Source organism: Streptomyces sp. DH24, assembly GCF_029813775.1.
GTDB lineage: Bacteria > Actinomycetota > Actinomycetes > Streptomycetales > Streptomycetaceae > Streptomyces.
Genome location: NZ_JARVKW010000025.1, coordinates 13,212 through 33,948, shown reverse-complemented (window position 1 = coordinate 33,948; position 20,737 = coordinate 13,212). Strand labels below are relative to the sequence as shown.

Here is a 20,737-nt window from a genome sequence, read left to right as displayed (position 1 = left end):
GACTTCGCGCTGTGGCGTGTCGGGTCCCTGGACGGCAAGCGGAATCCGTGTTGTCATGCCAACTGCCCGTTGTGACAACGTTGTACCGACCAACATCGAACACAAAGCATCTCGCGCAGCGCCGCAACCCCCCACCGCGTGCCTCTGAAAACGCCACCTTCCGCCAACCCCCAACACGGAGGATCCGTGCGCGCCAGACGACTCAGAACCAGACTCGCGCTCCTGCTCGCCGCGGCTCTCGGCTTCACCGGGCTCACCGCCGCGCCGTCCGCGTCCGCCGCCGACCCGGCGGCCGAAGTGCACGGCCTGAAGGGCGAGTACTACACGCAGTCCGCCCCGGGAGCCTTCGACTTCCACGAGCTGAAGGCCACCGGATTCGACCGCGACATCGACTTCGACAACCTGGAGCCGCGCCTCGCGTTCGCCACCGGCCGCTCGGACGACGCGAGTGTGCGCTGGACCGGCAAGATCGTGCCGGAGAAGACCGGCCCCCACACCTTCTCGATGATCGGCGACAACGGCTTCCGCCTGTGGATCGACGGGCGGCTCGCCATCGACCACTGGGTCGACGACTGGGACCGGGAACAGACCTCCCAGCCGGTGGAGTTGAACGCCGGAACGGCCTACGACGTCAAGGTCGAGTACTTCGAGCACTTCGGCGGCTCCAACCTCCACCTGCGCTGGACCGAGCCCGGCGGCGCCAAGGAGCCCGTCCCGCAGTCGGCGTTCCGCCTCCCCGACGGCTGGGACTACGACGGCGCCACCGCGGCGACCGTCCTCGGCTCGGGCCGCACCCTCAAGCTGGACTTCGCGCAGACCCTGGCCGCACCCCCGGCGGGTCTGGCCGACCACCTCGAAGCGGTGATCGGCGGCGCCAAGTGGCCGCTCGGAGACGTCCGTCAGGACCCGGCCGACCCCAAGGCGCTCCTCGTCACGCTCGAACAGCCCGTCGTCGGCAACAAGACCGGCACCGCACGCGGCACCGCCGACATCCGCTACGACGGCCAGGGCGGCCTCGCCGGAACGGACGGCAACGTTGTCAAGGCGTTCTGGAGCAGCGGCCCCAACCACTCGACGTACCAGCTGCGCACCAAGTGGGCCGACGAGGTGGGGCCGGACAACGCCCACCCGGAGTACCCGCGGCCGCAGTTGACCCGCACCCAGTGGCGCAACCTCAACGGCAGCTGGCAGTTCGCGGCGGCCGAGGCCGGTGAGCAGCCGCCCGTGGGCCGGACGCTCGGCGAGCGCATCCTCGTCCCGTACCCGGTGGAGTCCCAGCTGTCCGGCATAGAGCGGCACGAGGACCGCATGTGGTACCGCCGTACGTTCACGGTGCCCGCCGACTGGAAGATCGGCTCCGGCAAGCGCCTGAAGCTGAACTTCGGCGCGGTCGACTGGCAGTCCGTCGTCTACGTCAACGGCACGAAGGTCGCAGAACACAAGGGCGGCTACGACAAGTTCAGCGCCGACGTCACCGACGCCCTGAAGCCGGGCTCCACCCAGGAACTCATCGTCGGCGTGTACGACCCGACCGACGCGTCCGGCGCCGAGAACCCGCCGATGGGCAAGCAGCGCCTGGACCCGAGCGGCATCTGGTACACGCCGAGTTCCGGCATCTGGCAGACGGTGTGGATGGAGCCGGTCGCCGCCGACCACGTCGACTCCCTCAAGCTGATCCCCGACGTCGCGAAGAAGACCCTCACCGTCGAGGCGAAGGGCGTCCGGGACGGCGTACCGGTCACGGCGACGGCGTACGAGGGGCGCAAGCGGGTGGCCACCGCCACCGGCCGCACCGGCGGTCCGCTGACCCTGACCATCGACGAGCCGCGCCTGTGGTCGCCCGACGACCCGTTCCTGTACGACCTGAAGGTGACCGTCGGCAGCGACCGCGTGAGCAGTTACTTCGGTATGCGGTCCATCGCCGTTCAGAAGGTCGACGGCGTGCCGCGCACGATGCTCAACGGCAAGCCGGTCTTCCTGATGGCCACCCTCGACCAGGGCTTCTGGCCGGACGGCCTGCACACCGCGCCGACCGACGAGGCCCTGGCGTACGACCTGGAGGCGCACAAGAAGCTCGGCTTCAACTCGGTGCGCAAGCACATCAAGGTCGAGCCCGACCGCTGGTTCTACTGGGCCGACAGGCTGGGTCTGCTGGTGTGGCAGGACATGCCCGCGATGACCGCCGGCGTGAACCCGTCCACCGAGGCGCGCGCCCAGTACGAGCGGGAGATGAAGGAGATGATCGACGAGCACATCAGCAGCCCGTCGGTCGTCATGTGGGTCACCTTCAACGAGGGCTGGGGCCAGTACGACATCGGCCGCGTCGCCGAGCAGGCCAAGGCCTGGGACCCGACCCGGCTGGTCAACAACCAGTCCGGCCTGAACCTCGGGGCGGACGGCAACGCCGGCGACATCATGGACGAGCACGGCTACCCGAGCCCGGCCCTGCCGCCCCGGCCGGACGGCGAACGCGCCCTGGTCAGCGGCGAGTACGGCGGCCTCGGCCTCGCGGTGCCCGGCCACGCCTGGCCGGTGCAGCAGTCGTACGTCGACGTCGACCCGGCCACCTACACCGACGACTACCTCACCAAGCTCGACGAGGTGCGCGCCCTGGTCTGCAAGGGCAGCAACGGCGCCGTCTACACCCAGATCACCGACGTCGAGGGCGAGTTGAACGGTTTCCTCACCTACGACCGCAAGGTGCTCAAGCCCGACACCGCACGTCTGAAGGCCGCTCACCAGGCCCTGATCCGCGACGCGTCACAGGCGGCGCCCGCGGGCTGCGCGGCCACCGGAGGAAACGCGTCATGACAAACGCCCGGCGCCTGCGCCGGGGCACGGCCGGTGCGGCGGCAGCGCTCATGCTGCTCGCCGCACCGGCGGCCCGGGCCGCCGACACCCCCTCCGGCTCCGCCGAGACCCGGCTCACCGACCTGGTGAACCCGTTCATCGGGACGGAGAACGAGGGCAACACGTATCCGGGTGCCGCCGTGCCCTTCGGCATGGTGCAGTTCTCCCCGGACACCGGCCACAACACCGGCTACGACCACTCCCACGACCGCATCCGCGGCTTCTCCCTGGTCCACCTCTCCGGCGTCGGCTGCGGCCTCGGCGGCGACCTGCCCGTCCTGCCGACCACCGGCGACGTCACGGAGACCGACTACGCGAAGTACGCCGCCGGGTTCTCCCACGACGACGAGGAGGCGAGCCCCGGCTACTACCGCGTCGGCCTGACCTCCGGGATACGGGCGGAACTCACCGCGTCCGAGCGCACCGGCGTGCAGCGCTACACCTTCCCCGCCACCGACAAGGCCAACGTCCTGCTCAACGCGGGCCAGTCGCTGCACCGCACGGTGGACACGACGGTGGAGATCCTCGACAGCCGCACCGTGCGCACCGCCATCACGGGCCGCGGCTTCTGCCAGGACACCGAGCCGTACACGCTCTACACGATCACCCGCTTCGACCGGCCGTTCACCGCGCACGGCACCTGGGACGACGGCACGGTCACGGCCGGTTCGCGCACCGGCGGCGACGGCGCCTACGTCCGCTTCGACACCAGTGAGGACCGCACCGTCGAAGCCACCACCGCCCTGTCCTACGTGGACGCACGCGGCGCCGCCGGCAACCTCCGCGCGGAGGGCGGCCGTTCCTTCGACGCGGTGCGCGAGGCGGCCCGGCGCACCTGGGAGGACCGCCTGGACGACGTACGGGTGCGGGGCGGCGACGAGACCCTGCGCAGGACCTTCTACTCGTCCCTGTACCGGTCGTTCCTCGCGCCCAACATCGGCAGCGACGCCGACGGCCGCTACACCGGCTGGGACCGGAAGATCCACCGGGCCCGGGACTTCACGTACTACCAGAACTGGTCCCTGTGGGACACCTACCGCACCCAGTCCCAGCTCCTCGCCCTGCTCGCGCCCCGCGAGGCCCGCGACATGGCGATCTCCGTCATCAGGATCGACGAGGAGAGCGGCTGGCTGCCCAAGTGGGGCTACGGCACGGTCGAGACGAACATCATGACCGGCGACCCGGTCACGCCGTTCCTCACCAACGCCTACCAGCAGGGCCTGCTGCACGGCTGGGAGGAGCGGGCCTACCGCGCGCTGCGGAAGAACGCCGACGGGGTGCCGCCCGCCGGCTCCCCGGCCGTGGGCCGCGAGGCCAACCGGGAGTACCTCGCCGACGGCTTCGCCCCCTACGTCGAGGGCCGCCCGCACGCCAAGCCGGGCGACTCCGACTACGACCACGGCGCCTCCGCCACCCTGGAGTACGCCCTGTCCGACGCGATGCTCGCGCAGATGGCCCGCGACCTTGGCCACGAACAGGACGCCGAACGGTACGCGGCCCGGGCGCAGAGCTACCGCAACGTCTTCGACCCCTCGACCGGCTTCTTCCGCGCCCGCGACGCCTCCGGCGCCTTCACCGGTCCCGCCGACCCGGCGCAGAGCGAGGGCTTCCACGAGGGCACCTCCTGGCAGTACCAGTGGCTCGTGCCGCAGGACCTGCCCGGCATGATCGGCCTCATCGGCGGCAAGCAGGCCGCGAACGACCGGCTCGACTCGTTCTTCGCCTACGACCGGCTGCTTCAGGACCCGGCGAAGACCGCCCGCGAGGTGTGGGTGAACGGGCCGTACGACTACTACGACGCCGACAAGTACAACCCGCAGAACGAGCCCGACCTCATCGCCCCGTACACCTACCTGTCGACCGGGCAGCCCTGGAAGACGACCGACGTGGTGCACGCGGCGCTCACCCTGTTCACCGACACCCCGACCGGCATGACCGGCAACGACGACCTCGGCACGATGTCCGCCTGGAACGTCCTGTCCTCGATCGGCGTCTTCCCGGTCCAGCCCGGCCACGACACCTGGGGCCTGTCCACCCCCGTCTTCGACCGCGTCGACCTCGCCCTCGACCGCCGCTACTACCCGCACGGCGCCCTGACCGTCACGGCGCCCGGCACCTCGGCCACGGACCGCTACGTCCAGTCGGCCCGTACCGACGGGGTGTCCTACGACCGGACGTATCTGACGACGGACACTCTCCGCTCGGTCCGTGTGCTCGACTTCACGGTCGGCCCGCGCCCGTCGGAGTGGGGAACGGGGGCCAACGCGGCGCCGCCCGCCCTGAAGTGACCGCACCCGCCCCCTGAACCCCGCCCCTCCCACGCACTCCGCGGTGCCGACCGGAGGGGCGGGACTCAATCCGCTGTTGACTGTGCGTAGCATGATCGCGCTTGACCGTAATCGCTCCGGGGGGATTCACTGCTTGTCCACCCGTCGTCGAAGCGCGAGGCCATGCCCTTGACTGCCGACCTGCTCGCCCCACTCGACCTGGCGTTCTGGAACATGGAGTCCGCCGAGCACCCCATGCACCTCGGCGCGCTCGGCGTGTTCGCGGCCACGTCGCCCACCGCGGGCGCGCACGCCGCCGACCTGCTCGCGGCCCGCGCGGCCGGTGTGCCCGGGCTGCGGATGCGCATCCGCGACGTGTGGCAGCCGCTCACCCTGCCGCCGGCCTTCCCGCCCGCGTTCGGCGGCGCCGCCCGCGAACCCGACCCGGACTTCGACCCCCTCGACCACGTCCGGCTGCACGCCCCGGCCGGCGACTTCCAGGCCGCCGCAGGGCGGCTCATGCAGCGCCCGCTGGAGCGCGGCCGGCCGCCCTGGGAGGCGCACGTGCTGCCGGGCGAGGACGGGACGTCCTTCGCGGTGCTGTTCAAGTTCCACCACGCCCTCGCCGACGGGCTGCGGGCGCTGACCCTGGCCGCCGCCGTCCTCGACCCGGTGGACCTGCCCGAGCGCCGGCCGCGCCCGCAGGAGCCCCCGCGCGGCCTGTTCCCGGACGTGCGGCGGCTGCCGGGGCTGCTGCGCGGCGCCGTGTCCGACATCGGCCGCGCCCTCGACATCGGCGCCTCGGTCGCCCGCTCCACCCTGGCCGCCCGCCCCACGCCGGCGCTCACCTCCCGGCCCACCGGCACCCGCCGCACCGCCGGCGTGGTCGTCGACATCGACGACGTGCACCTCGTCCGCAAGGCCGTCGGCGGCACCGTCAACGACGTCGTGATCGCCGTCGTCGCGGGCGCCCTGCGCCGCTGGCTCGACGAGCGCGGCGACGGCAGCGAGGGCGTCGCGCCCCGCGCCCTGATCCCCGTCTCCCGGCGCCGCCCGCGCACCGCCCACCCACAGGGCAACCGGCTCTCCGGCTACCTGATACGGCTCCCCGTCGGCGACGCGGACCCGCTGGCCCGCCTCGCCGCCGTCCGCACCGCCATGGACCGCAACAAGGACGCCGGACCCCACCGGGGCGCCGGTGCCGTCGCACTGCTCGCCGACCACGTCCCGGCCCTCGGCCACCGGCTCGGCGGGCCCCTCGTCAGCCAGGCCGCCCGGCTCTGGTTCGACATCCTGGTGACCAGCGTGCCCCTGCCCGGCCTCGGCCTGCGGCTCGGAGGCAACCCGCTCACCGAGGTGTTCCCGTACGCGCCCCTGGCCCGCGGCCAGTCCCTCGCGGTCGCGGTCTCGACGTACCGGGGACGGGTCCACTACGGGCTGGTCGCCGACGCGGAGGCCGTGCCGGACCTCGACCGGCTCGCCGCCGCCGTCACCGACGAAGTGGCGGCGCTGATCACCGCCTGCGGGCCCTGACCGACCGGATGTGGTGGCGCGGCCCGGCGCTGAAGTAAAATCCCCCGTTCGACAGCGGGCGCGACCGGAGCGCCGCGCGCGTGATCAGGGGAAACGGCAGAGCGATGACGGTGACAGACGACGGCCCGGCGACCACGGACGAGGCGCCCCAGGAGCCGTACGGCCCCGGCATCGACCCCGAACGGCTGGCGATCTGCCTCGGTGTGCTGGAGGAACTCGACAAGCTGGACGTCGACCACCCCGACGCGATCAAGGTGCGCCGGGCGACCTCGCACATCTACCGCACGGTCAAGCAGCGCCGCCGCCAGGAGCGCCGCGCCGCCAAGACCGCGCACGACCGGGCGGTCACCGAGGCCACCGCGACCGGTTCCGCCGAGCGCATCGACGACGAGACCGAGGGCATCCTGCCGTCCTCCCGCGTCTCGGCCGGACAGATCGCGGGGGTGCTCCAGCGGCCCCGCTCCTGCTACGTGTGCAAGACGCGGTACGTCGAGGTCGACTACTTCTACCACCAGCTCTGCCAGAAGTGCGCCGACGAGAACCGCGCCCGCCGCGACGCCCGTGCCGACCTCACCGGCAAGCGCGCCCTGCTCACCGGCGGGCGCGCCAAGATCGGCATGTACATCGCGCTGCGGCTGCTGCGCGACGGCGCGCACACCACGATCACCACCCGGTTCCCGAAGGACACCATCCGCCGCTTCAAGGCCATGGACGACTCCGCGGACTGGATCCACCGCCTGGAGGTCGTCGGCATCGACCTGCGCGACCCCGCCCAGGCCGTCGCCCTGGCCGACCAGGTCGCCGAGCAGGGCCCGCTCGACATCCTGATCAACAACGCCACCCAGACCGTACGCCGCCTGCCCTCCGCCTACGCCGCGCTCGTCGAGGGCGAGAGCGCCCCGCTGCCCGCCGGTGAACTGCCCGCCCACCACGTCATCGGTGCCTTCGGTTCCGGCGCGGTCGACGGCCTGGCCGCGCTGCCCGTCGGCGTCAGCGGCCTGGACGCGCAGCAGGTGGCCGAACTCGCCCTGGTCGCCGGGCACGCCAGCGTGGAACGGCACCGCGACGGCACCGCCATCGACGCGGGCGGCCTGCTCCCGGACGTCGTGGACAGCAACACCTGGGTGCAGACCATCGAGCAGATCTCCCCGGTGGAGCTGCTGGAGACCCAGCTGTGCAACTACACGGCACCCTTCATCCTGATCAGCAAGCTCCGGCCGGCGATGGCCGAGGCCGCGCGCAGGGCGTCGGCCGGGCGCGCCTACGTCGTCAACGTCTCGGCGATGGAAGGCGTGTTCGCCCGCGGCTACAAGGGCGCGGGCCATCCCAACACCAACGCCGCCAAGGCGGCCATGAACATGGTGACGCGGACCAGCGCCCAGGAGATGTTCGACACCGACCGCATCCTGATGACCTCGGTCGACACCGGCTGGATCACCGACGAGCGTCCCCACTACGACAAGCTGCGCCTCGCCGAGGCAGGCTTCCACGCTCCGCTCGACCTGGTCGACGGCGCGGCCCGGGTCTACGACCCGATCGTGCGCGGCGAGCAGGGCGAGGACCTGTACGGCGTCTTCCTGAAGGACTACGCGCCCGGCAAGTGGTGACCCGGCGGGGCCGCGGGCGCGGTCAGTCGACCGCGCCGAGCCGCGAGTTGCGGGCAGCCACCAGCTCCAGCACGGTGCGCCAGTCCTCCAGCACGCCCGCGTCGAACACGGTGACGCGGCCCTCCTCGCCGGCCTGACGCAGGCGCAGCACGTCGTCGTCGGCGGGCGCGTCGGGGCAGGCGTGGGCGCGTACCAGGCCGCTGACGCGTTCGCCGAGCAGGGCCCGCACGGCGTCCGCGGTCCGCTCCGCCCGCGTCGCCGCGTCGCCCTGCCACAGCAGGGCGCCGACGCCCCGCACCAGGCCGGCCACCTGGAGCTCCTTGTCGGCCGGCCGCCGGCGGCGCAGCAGCGCGGCGGTCCGCAGGGCGTGGTCGTGCAGGTCGGCCGGGGCGCCGCCCGGGCCCGCGGTGTCCCGCGTGCCCCGGCACGCGTACAGCAGGTCCATCAGCTCCTCGACGCTGCGCAGCTCCATGCGTCAGTCCTCCCGCGAGTCAGCCGTTGCGCCACGCAGCAGACCATGGCGAGCTTTCGGCTCAGCCAACGGGACCTGAACTGCGCGGCAGGAGGCCGGTGCGGTGCCGCGCGCGCGTTCGCCCGGATCGGACGAACGGATGACGCCCAAATCGCCCACCGGTTAACAGGAAGCGACAAACCAGTCCATCCGGTCACGCGGTGACTCGCGATCGTTACGCCTTGTTTTCAGCCCCATCGAGCGGACCCCCGCTCATTTGGTTAGTCTGTAGGTCGACGGCCATCCGGCAGGGTGACCGACACCTAAGGAGTGCGCGGTGACACCGGAGAAGACGACTCGCGAGCAACGCCCCAAGGAACGCCCGGAACGCGCGGGACGCCGCCCCGGCGAGCTCGGCAGCCTCGACGTGTGGGCCAGGTCCGCCCCCATCCGGCTCGCCGGCTACGAGGACGACCTCGCCGAACCGCACATCCTGCCCAGCGTGGACTGACGCCCCCGTCGTGATCACGACCGGCAGGGGCGTGCGAGACTCACACCCATGCCGATCAGGGAAGCAACCGCCGACGACTGGCCGCGGATCTGGCCGTTCTGGCACCGCATCGTCGCCGCGGGCGAGACGTACACCTGGGACCCGGACACCTCCGAGGCCGACGCCCGCGCCCTGTGGATGAACCCGGCGAAACAGGTCTACGTCGCCGAGGACGCCACCGGCGCCGTCGTCGGCTCCGCCTACATCACCCCCAACTACGGCGGTCCCGCCGCCGGCATCGCCAACGCCGGATTCATGGTCGACCCCGACCACGCCGGCCGAGGCATCGGCCGCGCCCTCGCCGAGCACGTCCTCGCCGCCGCCAAGGCCGCCGGCTACCGCGCGATGGTCTTCAACGCCGTCGTCGAGACCAACCCGGCGGTACGCCTGTGGACGTCCCTCGGCTTCACGATCGTCGGCACCGTCCCGGACGCCTACGACCACCCCCGGCACGGCCGGGTCGCCCTGCACGTCATGCACCGCGCGCTCTAGACGGGCCCGGTCCGTGTCCGGCTAGTCGAGCGGTGCCGTCCGCCGCCAGGGGCGCAGCTCCTCCAGGCGGGCGGCCAGGTCCAGCAGGTCCGCCTCGCGGCCGGGCAGCGCCACCAGCTGCACGGCGCAGGGGGCGCCCGAGGGCAGAGCGCCGAACGGGACGGACATCGCGGGCCAGCCCGTCAGGTTCCACGGCGGCGTCAGCGGCGAGTACGCGGTGTTCGCCGCGATGTTGCGCAGCCAGCCCCGCTCGTGCCAGGGCGCGGCCTCGGGGGCGCGGCGGGCCAGCGCCGGGGTGAGCAGGACGTCGTACTCGGTGAGGAACGGCTCCAGACGACCGCGCAGCTTCTCGCGGGCCCGGCCGGTGCGCACCCTGCCGAGGAAGCGCCGGCCGATCCGCGCGTGCACGCGCGTGCGGCGCGTCAGCAGACGCGGGTCAAGACCGGCGGCGTCCACGGCCGTGCCCGCCGTCCAGTGCATCAGCGAGGTGACCCCGAGCGACGCCGGGGAGGGCGGGTCGGCGCGCCGCACCTGGTGCCCCGCCCGCATCAGCACGTCGGCGGCGTCGCGCGCCGCGGTCGTGTACGGCCCGCTCAGGGGCACGCCCGCGATCGGGCTGCGCAGCGAGAGCGCCACCCGCAGCGACCCGGGCGCCTCCCGCCGCGCGGGCCCGGTGTCCGCTAGGACCGCCAGCATCACACGCGCGTCGGCCACGGTCGTCGCGAGCGGGCCGTTCTCCGACATGCCGAACCAGTCGCCCTCGCCGATGCCCGCCGGGACGACTCCGTGGCCGGGCTTGATCGTGACGAGTCCGCAGTTGGCCGCCGGTATGCGCAGCGAGCCCATGCCGTCGTTGCCGAGGGCGATCGGCACCATCCCGGCGGCGACCGCCGCGGCGCTGCCGCCCGAGGAGCCGCCCGCCGTACGGCTCGGGTCCCACGGGTTGCGCGCGGTGCCGTGCACGCCCTCCGTGGTGCCGAAGACGCACAGTTCGGGCACGTTCGTCAGGCCCACGACCACGGCGCCCGCCGCGCGCAGCCGGGCCACGGTGACGTGGTCCTCCCCGGCGGGCGTGTCCGCCGTCGCGGCCGAGCCGACGCGCAGGGACTCGCCGCGCACCGCCAGGTTGTCCTTCACGGCCACCGGCACCCCGGCCAGCGGCAGCCGGTCCAGGTCGCCGCGGGCGGCCACCTCCTCCGCCTCCGCGAGCGCCGCCTCCGCGCGCACCACGCGGAAGGCGCCGACGCGGCCGTCGAGCCGCTCGATGCGGGCCAGGTGCTCGGCCACCACCTCGCGGGGTGTGGCCCGCTTCGCACGGACGGCGGCGGCGATCTCGACGGCGGTACGGCCGGCCCAGGCGGTCACGCGGGCTCCTCGGGGTGCGGTACGGCAGGACTCCACGGCATTACTGGCGAGTACGACAGGGAGAACTGTGCCCGCGCCGGGCCGCCGCGTCGAGAGGCCGTGCCGTGCCGGTTTCCGGACGGCGCCGGCACGGTTCGAACCCCGTGCCGCTGGAAAGCACTTCCCCTCGTCGGCCCTTTGACCGTCACGCGCCACCGGCACCCCTCCGTCCCACCCGCGACGGACGACCCTACGGAGCAGCCCGCATGCATGACGACCGCAGCCTGGTCGAGGACCGCCTCAGGCGGGTCCTCGACGACCGTGTCCGCCCCGCCGTGTATCCCGAGTCCGTGCCGCTGGACGTGGCGGTCTGGCACGCCCCCGGCGAACCCGTGCCGGTCGCCGAGGGACTGGCCGCCGAACCCGAGCCGATCACGGTCGGCACCCGCTGGGGCGCCCCCTGGGGCACCAGCTGGTTCACCGTCACCGGGACCGTCCCCGAACAGTGGGCGGGCAGGACCGTCGAGGCGCTGTTCGACCTGGGCTTCGACGGCAACATGCCCGGCTTCCAGTGCGAGGGCCTGGTCTACCGCCCGGACGGCACCCCGGTGAAGGGCGTCAACCCGCTCAACCAGTGGGTGCGGATCGGCGCGCCCGCCGCGGGCGGCGAGCAGGTGCGGCTGCACATCGAGGCCGCCTCCAACCCCGTCGTCTTCGGCCCGCGCCCCTTCCAGCCGACCCCGCTCGGCGACAAGGAGACCGCGGGCGCCGAACCGCAGTACACCCTCAACCGGATGGACCTCGCCGTCTTCGACGAGACGGTGTGGAACCTGGTGACGGACCTGGAGGTGCTCGGCGAGCTGATGGCCGAGCTGCCCGTGGACTCCGCGCGCCGCTGGGACATCCTGCGCGCGGTGGAACGCGCCCTGGACGCCCTCGACCTGCAGGACGTGGGCGGCACGGCCGCCGAGGCACGGTCCCGTCTGACCGGCGTGCTCTCCTCACCCGCCGCGCCGTCCGCGCACCGCATCAGCGCCGTCGGCCACGCCCACATCGACTCGGCGTGGCTGTGGCCGCTGCGCGAGACCGTCCGCAAGGTCGCCCGCACCGCCGCCAACATGACCGCGCTGCTGGAGGACGAGCCGGAGTTCGTCTTCGCCATGTCGCAGGCCCAGCAGTGGGCGTGGGTGCGCGACCACCGGCCCGAGGTGTGGGCGCGGGTGAAGAAGGCGGTCGCCGACGGGCGGTTCGTGCCGGCCGGCGGCATGTGGGTGGAGTCCGACACCAATATGCCCGGCTCGGAGGCGATGGCCCGGCAGTTCGTGCACGGCAAGCGGTTCTTCCTCGACGAGTTCGGCATCGAGAACGACGAGGCCTGGCTGCCCGACACCTTCGGCTTCGCGGCCGGACTGCCGCAGATCATCCGGGCGGCGGGCTCCAAGTACCTGCTGACGCAGAAGATCTCCTGGTCGCAGACCAACCGGTTCCCGCACCACACCTTCCAGTGGGAAGGCATCGACGGCACCCGGATCTTCACGCACTTCCCGCCCGTCGACACCTACAACTGCGCCATGACCGGCGCCGAGATCGCCCACGCCGCCCGCAACTTCAAGGACAAGGGCGCCGCCCGGCACTCCCTCGCCCCGACCGGCTTCGGCGACGGAGGCGGCGGCACCAGCCGCGAGATGATCGCCAGGGCCGCCCGGCTGCGCGACCTCGAAGGCTCGGCGACCGTCACGTGGGAGACCCCGAAGGCGTTCTTCGACAAGGCCGCCGCCGAGTACCCCGACGCACCCGTCTGGGTCGGCGAGCTCTACCTCGAACTCCACCGCGCCACCCTCACCAGCCAGGCGAAGACCAAGCAGGGCAACCGCCGCAGCGAACACCTGCTGCGCGAGGCCGAACTGTGGGCGGCGACAGCGGCCGTACGCACCGGATTCCGCTACCCGTACGAGGACCTGGACCGCATCTGGAAGACGGTCCTCCTGCACCAGTTCCACGACATCCTGCCCGGCTCGTCCATCGCCTGGGTGCACCGGGAGGCCCGCGCCACCTACGAGCGGATCACCGCCGAACTGGACGGCATCGTCGACGCGGCCCAGCGCGCCCTGGCCGGCGACGGCGGCACGCCCCTGCTGTTCAACGCCGCCCCGCACGCCCTCGCCGGCGTCCCCGCGGGCGGCGCGGGCGAGACGGCCGACGCCGGGACGCCGACCGGCCTCACCGCGCGCGACGGCGGCGGACACGTCCTGGACAACGGCCTGCTGCGGGTGGAGATCGACGCGCGGGGCCTGGTCGTTTCGGCGTACGACATCGACGCCGACCGCGAGACGATCGCCCCCGGCGAGGCCGCCAACCTGCTCCAGCTGCACACCGACCTGCCGAACAAGTGGGACGCCTGGGACGTCGACAAGTTCTACCGCAACACCGTCACCGACCTCACCGACGCCGACGAGGTCACGGCCGGCGAGGACGGCGCGTCCGTGCGGATCGTCCGGTCCTTCGGCGCGTCCCGCGTCACCCAGGTGCTGTCGCTGGCGGCGGGGGAGCGGCGGCTGCTGGTGGACACGGAGGTCGACTGGCACGAGACGGAGAAGTTCCTCAAGCTCGCCTTCCCGCTCGACCTGCACGCCGAACGCTACGCGTCCGAGACGCAGTTCGGCCACGTCTTCCGGCCCACGCACACCAACACCAGCTGGGAGGCGGCCAAGTTCGAGGCGTGCAACCACCGCTTCGTGCACCTGGCGGAACCGGGCTGGGGCGTCGCCGTCGTCAACGACTCGACGTACGGCCACGACGTGACCCGTACCGTGCGCACCGACGGCGACCGGGGCACGACCACCACCGTCCGGGTGTCCCTGCTGCGCGCGCCGCGCTTCCCGGACCCGGAGACCGACCAGGGCGTGCACCGCTTCCGGCACGCGCTCGTGCCCGGCGCCTCGATCGGCGACGCGGTCCGCGAGGGCTGGCGCGTCAACCTGCCCGAGCGGCGGCTCACCGGCGCGGCCGGGACCGCACCGCTGGTGACGGTCGACCGGGACGCGGTCGTGGTCACGGCCGTCAAGCTCGCGGACGACGGCAGCGGCGACGTGGTGGTCCGGCTGCACGAGGCGCACGGCGGACGCGTCCGGGCCACCCTGACGGCGGACTTCGAGACCACGGGCGTCACGGCGACCGACCTGCTGGAGCGTCCGCTGCCCGATTCCCCGAGCCTGGACGGCAACCGGGTGGCTCTGCGGCTGCGACCGTTCGAACTGGTGACGCTGCGTTTCGGGCGACACGCCTAGGCGGTCATGGGCGCAGCCATACGGCTGTGTCAGTCCCCAGGCAGCCGTCGCGGACCGGTGCGCTGGAGAGGAGCACCTCGGTGTGAGCAGGTAGGGCGATCGGTCGCTCGGACAGATTGACCACACATCGGAACCCCGGCTCGCGGGTGAAGGAAAGAACCCCCTCACGGGCCGGGGAGTCCCAGGTCATGGTTCCGTCGCCCAGGGCGGGATGAGCGCGGCGCTGCTGAAGGGCCTTGCGGTAGAGCTCCAGCATGGACGTCTCGTCACCGCGCTGGGCCTCCACGGTCAGGCTCCGCCACGCTGTCGGCTGCGGCAGCCACGGCTCCGCCCCGGCCCCCGGTGGGCTGTACCCGAACGGTGGGCGGTCGCCCGACCACGGGATGGGGACCCGGCATCCGTCACGGCCGCGGTCCGTGCCGCCCGAGCGCATCCAGGTGGGGTCCTGTAAAAGCTCCTCGGGAAGATCCTCGATCTCCCACAGCCCCAGTTCCTCACCCTGGTAGATGTAGGCCCCTCCGGGAAGGGCAAGGGTCAGCAGCGCGGCTGCTCGCGCCCGTCTCGTGCCGAGCCCCAGGTCGAAGGATTTGTCCGCAAGGAAGTCGGACAGAGCCCGTACGGGCTCGTCGGGCTGGGGCCTGCCGTAGCGGGAGACGTGCCGTGCCATGTCGTGGTTGGACAGCACCCACGTCCCCGGCGCGCCGACGGCGCCGAAAGCCACGAGGTTCGTGTCGATCGCCGCACGCAGGCGGTCCGCGCGCCACGGCGCGGTGAGGTAGTCGAAGTTGAAGGCCATGTGCAGTTCGTCGTGGCGTACGTAGCGGGCCAGCCGGTCGGGGGCACCCATCCACGCCTCGGCGACGAATACGCGTGGTTCCTCGTAGGAGTCGGCGACCGCGCGCCAACCGCGGAAGATCTCGTGCACGCCGTCCCGGTCCCAGTGCGGATGCCCGCCCTCGGCCGCCATCCCGATACGTTCGATGTCCGAGTGGCCCAGGTCGGGCAGGCCCACTTCCTTGACCAGTCCGTGGGCCACGTCGATGCGGATGCCGTCCACGCCGAGGTCGAACCAGAACCGCAGGACGTCCTCGAACTCGCTGCGCACCTCGGCGTTGTCCCAGTTGAGATCCGGTTGTTCCGGCGCGAACAGATGGAGGTACCACTGTCCGGGTGTTCCGTCGGGCTCGGTCACCCGCTCCCAGGCGGGGCCGCCGAAGCCACTGCGCCAGTTGTTGGGCGGCAAGGAGCCTCCCGGGCCGCGCCCGGTCCGGAAGATGTACCGGTCGCGTGCGGCGGAATCCGGTCCGGCGGCCAGTGCCTCGCGGAACCAGTGATGGTGGTCGGACGTGTGGTTGGGAACGATGTCGAGGAAGACCTTGAGCCCGAGGTCGTGAGCCTCCTGCATCATGCTCTCGGCCTCCTGGAGGGTGCCGAACAGCGGATCGATGGCGCGGTAGTCCGAGACGTCGTACCCCCCGTCGGTCATGGGTGAGGGATACCAGGGGTTGAGCCACAGCGCGTCGACCCCGAGATCCACGAGGTGGGGGAGCCTGTCCCGCAGCCCGGCGATGTCACCGATGCCGTCACCGTTTCCATCGGCGAAGCTGCGGATGTACACCTGGTAGACGACCGCGCTGCGCCACCAGTCATGGGCGGCGGCAGGGGTCCGGGTGTGCTGCTGCTCCGGAGTCCCGGGCGGCAAAGCGGGGTGGCACGACGGCGTCACGGGGCGGCTCCGGGGGTCGACTCGGCGAAGGCGCCCGCGTCCCACGTGACCAGGAGGAGCGCCGTGGCGGCGGTGCGACGCCGCCGGCTGGGAGCGGGCCGGGCCACCTGCGAAGCGCCTGCACGCGGGCGGGCGGGTTGCCCGGCCACGGCCGTCGGCTCCCGCCCGGGGACGACCGGCGGACGCGAGGGCGTGGTCGGGCGGACCGTCGGCGGGAGCGCGGGCGACGGCCGCGGACTGGCCGTCGCTCCTGACCGAGGCCCATGCATCGTGACTGCGACCTCCCTGAACCGCAGCTGGTGATGTCGTCAGTGCGAGGAGCCGCACTGCCAGGACATCAAGGCATGATGTCCCAGTTTGCACCGTATGGCTACTAAGGGTCACGCCGAGGGGGACATGGTACGCGCGGTGAACCGCTCCCCGGGTCGCTGTGCTCCTGGCGGACGGCCGCCTGCGCGCACCGGAGCTTTCCGCTGCCGAGACGGGCCGCCGCTCATGTGCAAGGGTTTTTCTGTCGGGTCCGGCGAGACGGGAAGGTGGCGGGGCATGGCCATCGGTATCTCGGTGATCGGGACGGGCTATCTGGGGGCGACTCATGCCGTGTGCATGGCGGAGATGGGCTTCGAGGTGGTCGGGGTCGACATCGACCAGGAGAAGGTCGCTACGCTGGCCGCCGGAAGGGCGCCGGTGTACGAGCCGGAACTGCAGGAGCTGCTTCGCAGGCACGTGGTGGGCCAACCCGGCTCGACCGGCTTGCTGCGCTTCACGACGTCGTGGGAGACGGCGGCCGCACATGCGGATGTGCATTTCGTGTGTGTCAGCACGCCGCAGCGCCACGGTGGGCTCGCGGCGGACATGCGTCACGTGGAAGCGGCCGTCGACGCGCTTGCTCCGCACCTGAGCCGTCCGGCGCTGGTGGTGGGCAAGTCGACCGTCCCGGTGGGGAGTGCCGCCCGGCTGGCCGAGCGGCTGGCGGCTCTGGCGCCCGTGGGGGAGGAGGCGGAACTTGCGTGGAACCCGGAATTCCTGCGAGAGGGCCACGCCGTGGGTGACACGCTGCGACCGGACCGCCTGGTCGTGGGTGTGCGCAGCCGACGCGCCGAATCCCTTCTGCGGGCGGTCTACGCCAAGCCCATTTCCCAGGGCGCGCCTTTCCTGGTGACGGATTTCGCCACGGCCGAACTGGTGAAAGCCGCGGCGAACTCATTCCTCGCCACGAAGATCTCGTTCATCAACGCCATGGCCGAGGTGTGCGAGGCCGCGGGCGCCGATGTCGTGCAGCTGAGTGAGGCGCTGGGGCACGACGCGCGGATCGGCAGCAAGTTCCTCAACGCCGGACTGGGATTCGGAGGCGGTTGTCTCCCCAAGGACATCCGCGCCTTCATGGCCCGTGCGGGCGAACTGGGCGCCGATCAGGCTCTCACGTTCCTGCGGGAAGTCGACTTGATCAACATGCGTCGGCGGACACGTATGGTCGACATGGCCCGCGAATACTGCGGCGGTGAGTTCCTCGGTAAGCGAGTGGCGGTGCTCGGGGCTGCCTTCAAGCCGGACTCCGACGACGTCAGGGATTCGCCGGCGCTGAACGTCGCCGCCCAGATCCAGCTGCACGGCGGACAGGTCACCGTGTACGACCCCAAAGCCAACGGCAACGCGCGGAGAACCTTTCCGACACTCGACTACGCGGACTCGGCCCGGGACGCGGCCATTGAAGCGGACATCGTGCTTCATCTGACCGAATGGCAGGAGTTCCGGGACATGGACCCCGCAGCCCTCGATCGGGTGTGCCACAAACGGATCCTCGACGGGCGCAACTGCCTGGACGCCGGGCGCTGGCGGGAAGCCGGCTGGACCTACCGGGCGCTCGGGCGGCCATCGGTCTGAGACGCCGGGCGCCCGGGCGTTCCCTGCGTGCGACCGGTCATGGCCGCAGGGAGACTTCCACCTCTTCGCGAGTGCCCCAGGCGGTGTCCCGCAGCGTGCACAGGGAGTAGACCCGCACCCAGAGCAGGACCCCCATGTGCAGCAGGCCGTACAGCGGAGCCAGCAGAAACGTGCCCAGCCGCTCCGTCCAAGGGATCCGGGTGCGGTCGCCGGCCTCCAGATACCTTGCCGACCAGGCGTAGCTGAGAAGCATCGCGTGCATGAGGTACACCAGCAGCAGGGCGCCCTGAGCGCTGACCAGCATCATGACCATGGCGAAGATCAGCACCCCGGTGAAACAGGTCCAGGAAATCAATTCGAGCAGCGCCGCCAGCCAGAATCCCGGCCTGGTCACTTTCCCGACCCGGATGATCCACAGCGATTCACGGAAGAACGACTTGTTCCACCGCACCTGCTGCCGCAGGTAGTGCCTGACGTTCTCGGGAACCAGCGTCCAGGCCACCGCGTTGGCCTGCAGGACCGCCTTGCCGGTCAGCAGGCAGTAGTTCGTCATGTGGCGGTCGTCGCCGAAGGTGGAGAGCCGGCCCAGGAACCGCTGGTTGAGGAAGCCGTGCAGGTGTTCGCGCACCACGGTGCCGCGGTAGAAGGCCAGCGATCCGCAGCAGCACAGGACCGCCCCCAGCAGGCTGTACGCGGCGCGCTCGTACAGAAACGCATTGGCGTAGCGGAGATCGATCAACCGGGTGAGAACGTTCTTGCGGGCGTTGAGGGCCAGTACCAGTCCGGTGACGGCGTTCACCTTGTCCGAGGCGAACGGAATCATTCCCCGTTCGATGGCGTACTTGTCCAGCACGGTGTCCGAGTCGATGCCCAGATATATGTCCGTGTCCGCATGAAGCCGGAAACCGGCCGCCAGTCCCTGGCGTTTTCCCTTGTTCTCCGTGAATTCCACCACTTGGTAGTCGATGCCCGCGTCACGGTACCGTCGGCCGACTCCGGGCGAGCGCGCGTAGGCCAACGCGCGGGTGTCCGTCGAGGCGTCGTCGACAACCACCAGCGTGGTCGGATGGCGGGTCTGGGCCAAAATGCTGTTGAGGCACCTGGCGAATGCTTCCGGGTCCTCGTTGTAGACGGTGATGATCGCGCCGACCGTCAGTTTGTTCACCTTCGCCAGGTCCTGGGGGGCTACGGTCGTCCGCGGGCGGCGGACCAGGGAGGCGCCCAGTTTCGCGAACATCAGGGCGAAGACGGCGGTCCGTAGACGGACGCCATGGTGCCGCCCCGCGTGACCAGGATGATGGCCAGGACCACCAGCATCGCGGCGGCCGAGGTGAGGCGCGTCATCGGTGACCACGCCGGGAATGCGCGCGGGTCAGCAACAATCCGAGGGCGACCAGAGTGAAGCAACCCAGGACGATCCACAGGGGGAGGAGTGCGCCGCCCGCCAGGGCATGACGCGCCCCGGCGGCGACGAGTGATTCGGCAATGGACATTGCGTGCACCGGATTCCTTGGACGGAGCGGGCGGCCCGGTGCGTTCGAGCCATTCGCCTTCGCGCGGCTCCTCATGCGCCCGAACCGGCCCGGCCGCCGCCGCGCGGCGGAGAATCCCCAGGGTTGATCTTGGAGCGGACGGCCTGTCAGAGTGACCGGCTTGGGCCGAGCAACTCAGTCTCTGTGCACCAGCCTACGCCGGTATGCCCTGAATCGCTGGCCGGGCGGTGGCCTGCTGGACGCTCTGCCGCGACGGGTCGCCCCGGCCGGCGCCCACGGGCAGGTCCGCGGCCTGTCACCCAGCGCCGGCCTGCAGTCGGCGCAGACCGGAGCAGGCCGGCCCGCCGACCTGCTCGACCGCGTCGCCGGTCACAGGACCCGCGTCGGCGGGCGCCACGGGGGCGCTCAGCCGTCGAGCCGCCCCCGCAGCCACTCCTCCACCGCACCCACGTGCGCCGCGGCGGCCGCCCGCGCGGCCTCCGGGTCACGGGCGGCCAACGCCCGCAACACGGCGGCGTGTTCGCGGCGCGTCCGCCCGATCGCACCCTCCTCCTGACGGCCGCGGCGCACCCGGGCCCGCACCGTACGCGACGACAGCCCCTCCAGCAGGGCCGCGAGGGTCTCGTTGCCGGCGGCCGCGGTGATCGTGCGGTGGAAGGCGAGGTCGTGGGCGAGCACCTCGTCCGGGTCGTCGGTGGCGCACATCGCCGCCAAGTGCCCTTCCAGCTCGGCGAGTTCGTCCGGCGTGATGCGGGCCGCGGCCAGCGCCGCCGCCGCCGACTCCAGGACGCGCCGCACCTGGAGCATCTCCAGCAGCCGCGGTCCGCGCGACAGACCGGCCATCACCCCGAAGGTCGCCAGCAGGTCGACGGCGCCGAGCCGGGTGACGTAGATGCCCGAGCCGTGCCGCGCCTCCAGGACGCCCAGCACCGTGAGCGCGCGGACGGCCTCGCGCACCGAGCCGCGGGAGATGCCGAGCTGCGCCGCGAGGTCGCGCTCGGCCGGCAGGCGCTGCCCCGGCTGGAGCGTGCCGTCGGCGATCATCGCCTTGACCCGCTCGATGGCGCGCTGCGGCGCCGTGTCCCCCGGTGCCGTGTCCGTCCGCCGCGCGCTTGCGCGACCGTCCTCGTCCACGCACTCCTCCTGCCGTCGGCGCCGCAGTCTAACCATCGAAGTGGTCCGACCAATACGGCTTCCCCGTCCTCTCCTCCGGGGAAAACGGCGCCCTGAGGGTGTTGTGCGCGCGAAGTGGT

General features: G+C 72.0%; 13 protein-coding genes. 8 read left to right on the top strand and 5 right to left on the bottom strand.

Annotated elements, in window-relative coordinates; translation table 11 throughout:
- Positions 1 to 186 precede the first annotated feature (186 nt).
- From QC282_RS20585 to QC282_RS20570, 4 genes are all read left to right on the top strand, one after another.
- Entirely contained in the window at positions 187 to 2,811 is a 2,625-nt protein-coding gene (locus QC282_RS20585; RefSeq protein ID WP_279550985.1) for a PA14 domain-containing protein, read from the top strand.
- Positions 2,808 to 5,138 (top strand): GH92 family glycosyl hydrolase, encoded by a 2,331-nt coding sequence (locus tag QC282_RS20580; RefSeq protein WP_279550984.1) that lies wholly within the window; start codon positions 2,808 to 2,810, stop codon positions 5,136 to 5,138. The genes QC282_RS20585 and QC282_RS20580 overlap by 4 nt, the downstream gene beginning before the upstream one ends.
- A gap of 168 nt (positions 5,139 to 5,306) precedes the next feature.
- Positions 5,307 to 6,650, top strand: coding sequence for a wax ester/triacylglycerol synthase family O-acyltransferase (locus tag QC282_RS20575; protein WP_279551048.1), 1,344 nt, complete (start codon positions 5,307 to 5,309; stop codon positions 6,648 to 6,650).
- A 104-nt stretch (positions 6,651 to 6,754) separates the two neighbouring features.
- Complete coding sequence (locus QC282_RS20570; protein ID WP_279550983.1) at positions 6,755 to 8,257, top strand: SDR family NAD(P)-dependent oxidoreductase; 1,503 nt, start codon at positions 6,755 to 6,757, stop codon at positions 8,255 to 8,257.
- Between the two features lie 22 nt (positions 8,258 to 8,279).
- On the opposite strand, the gene QC282_RS20565 is transcribed toward QC282_RS20570, so the two are convergent.
- Positions 8,280 to 8,729 carry a hypothetical protein gene (locus tag QC282_RS20565; RefSeq protein WP_279550982.1) on the bottom strand — a complete coding sequence of 150 codons (450 nt, stop codon included), beginning with the start codon at positions 8,727 to 8,729 and terminating at the stop codon, positions 8,280 to 8,282.
- A 316-nt stretch (positions 8,730 to 9,045) separates the two neighbouring features.
- Here QC282_RS20565 and QC282_RS20560 point away from each other — a divergent pair, with 316 nt between their 5' ends.
- Together QC282_RS20560 and QC282_RS20555 are read left to right on the top strand one after the other, a co-directional pair.
- Complete coding sequence (locus QC282_RS20560) at positions 9,046 to 9,219, top strand: hypothetical protein (protein ID WP_279550981.1); 174 nt, start codon at positions 9,046 to 9,048, stop codon at positions 9,217 to 9,219.
- Positions 9,220 to 9,267: 48 nt separating this feature from the next.
- Positions 9,268 to 9,750, top strand: a complete 483-nt coding sequence (locus tag QC282_RS20555; RefSeq protein ID WP_279550980.1) for an N-acetyltransferase — start codon at positions 9,268 to 9,270, stop codon at positions 9,748 to 9,750.
- A gap of 21 nt (positions 9,751 to 9,771) precedes the next feature.
- Here QC282_RS20555 and QC282_RS20550 read toward each other — a convergent pair whose 3' ends face one another.
- Positions 9,772 to 11,115, bottom strand: coding sequence for an amidase (locus QC282_RS20550; RefSeq protein WP_279550979.1), 1,344 nt, complete (start codon positions 11,113 to 11,115; stop codon positions 9,772 to 9,774).
- Between the two features lie 245 nt (positions 11,116 to 11,360).
- Here QC282_RS20550 and QC282_RS20545 point away from each other — a divergent pair, with 245 nt between their 5' ends.
- The gene (locus QC282_RS20545; RefSeq protein WP_279550978.1) at positions 11,361 to 14,381 is read left to right on the top strand and encodes a glycoside hydrolase family 38 C-terminal domain-containing protein; all 3,021 of its coding nucleotides are present in this window, start codon (positions 11,361 to 11,363) and stop codon (positions 14,379 to 14,381) included.
- 4 nt (positions 14,382 to 14,385) lie between these two features.
- Here QC282_RS20545 and QC282_RS20540 read toward each other — a convergent pair whose 3' ends face one another.
- Positions 14,386 to 16,083 (bottom strand): alpha-amylase family glycosyl hydrolase, encoded by a 1,698-nt coding sequence (locus tag QC282_RS20540; RefSeq protein WP_279551047.1) that lies wholly within the window; start codon positions 16,081 to 16,083, stop codon positions 14,386 to 14,388.
- A 570-nt stretch (positions 16,084 to 16,653) separates the two neighbouring features.
- On the opposite strand from QC282_RS20540, the gene QC282_RS20535 reads away from it, so the two are divergent.
- Positions 16,654 to 17,991, top strand: a complete 1,338-nt coding sequence (locus QC282_RS20535) for a UDP-glucose/GDP-mannose dehydrogenase family protein (RefSeq protein WP_279550977.1) — start codon at positions 16,654 to 16,656, stop codon at positions 17,989 to 17,991.
- Positions 17,992 to 18,028: 37 nt separating this feature from the next.
- Here the strand turns inward: QC282_RS20535 and QC282_RS20530 are convergent, their stop codons facing one another.
- Together QC282_RS20530 and QC282_RS20525 are read right to left on the bottom strand one after the other, a co-directional pair.
- Entirely contained in the window at positions 18,029 to 19,228 is a 1,200-nt protein-coding gene (locus QC282_RS20530; RefSeq protein ID WP_279550976.1) for a glycosyltransferase, read from the bottom strand.
- Between the two features lie 661 nt (positions 19,229 to 19,889).
- Complete coding sequence (locus QC282_RS20525; protein WP_279551046.1) at positions 19,890 to 20,546, bottom strand: FadR/GntR family transcriptional regulator; 657 nt, start codon at positions 20,544 to 20,546, stop codon at positions 19,890 to 19,892.
- Positions 20,547 to 20,737: the final 191 nt, after the last annotated feature.

Bases quoted from the DNA above. Each gene is read 5' to 3' on its own strand.
- QC282_RS20545 (WP_279550978.1), top strand. From the start codon at position 11,361: ATGCATGACGACCGCAGCCTGGTCGAGGACCGCCTCAGGCGGGTCCTC.
- QC282_RS20570 (WP_279550983.1), top strand. From the start codon at position 6,755: ATGACGGTGACAGACGACGGCCCGGCGACCACGGACGAGGCGCCCCAG.
- QC282_RS20530 (WP_279550976.1), bottom strand. From the start codon at position 19,228: ATGTTCGCGAAACTGGGCGCCTCCCTGGTCCGCCGCCCGCGGACGACC.
- QC282_RS20565 (WP_279550982.1), bottom strand. From the start codon at position 8,729: ATGGAGCTGCGCAGCGTCGAGGAGCTGATGGACCTGCTGTACGCGTGC.
- QC282_RS20580 (WP_279550984.1), top strand. From the start codon at position 2,808: ATGACAAACGCCCGGCGCCTGCGCCGGGGCACGGCCGGTGCGGCGGCA.
- QC282_RS20535 (WP_279550977.1), top strand. From the start codon at position 16,654: ATGGCCATCGGTATCTCGGTGATCGGGACGGGCTATCTGGGGGCGACT.
- QC282_RS20555 (WP_279550980.1), top strand. From the start codon at position 9,268: ATGCCGATCAGGGAAGCAACCGCCGACGACTGGCCGCGGATCTGGCCG.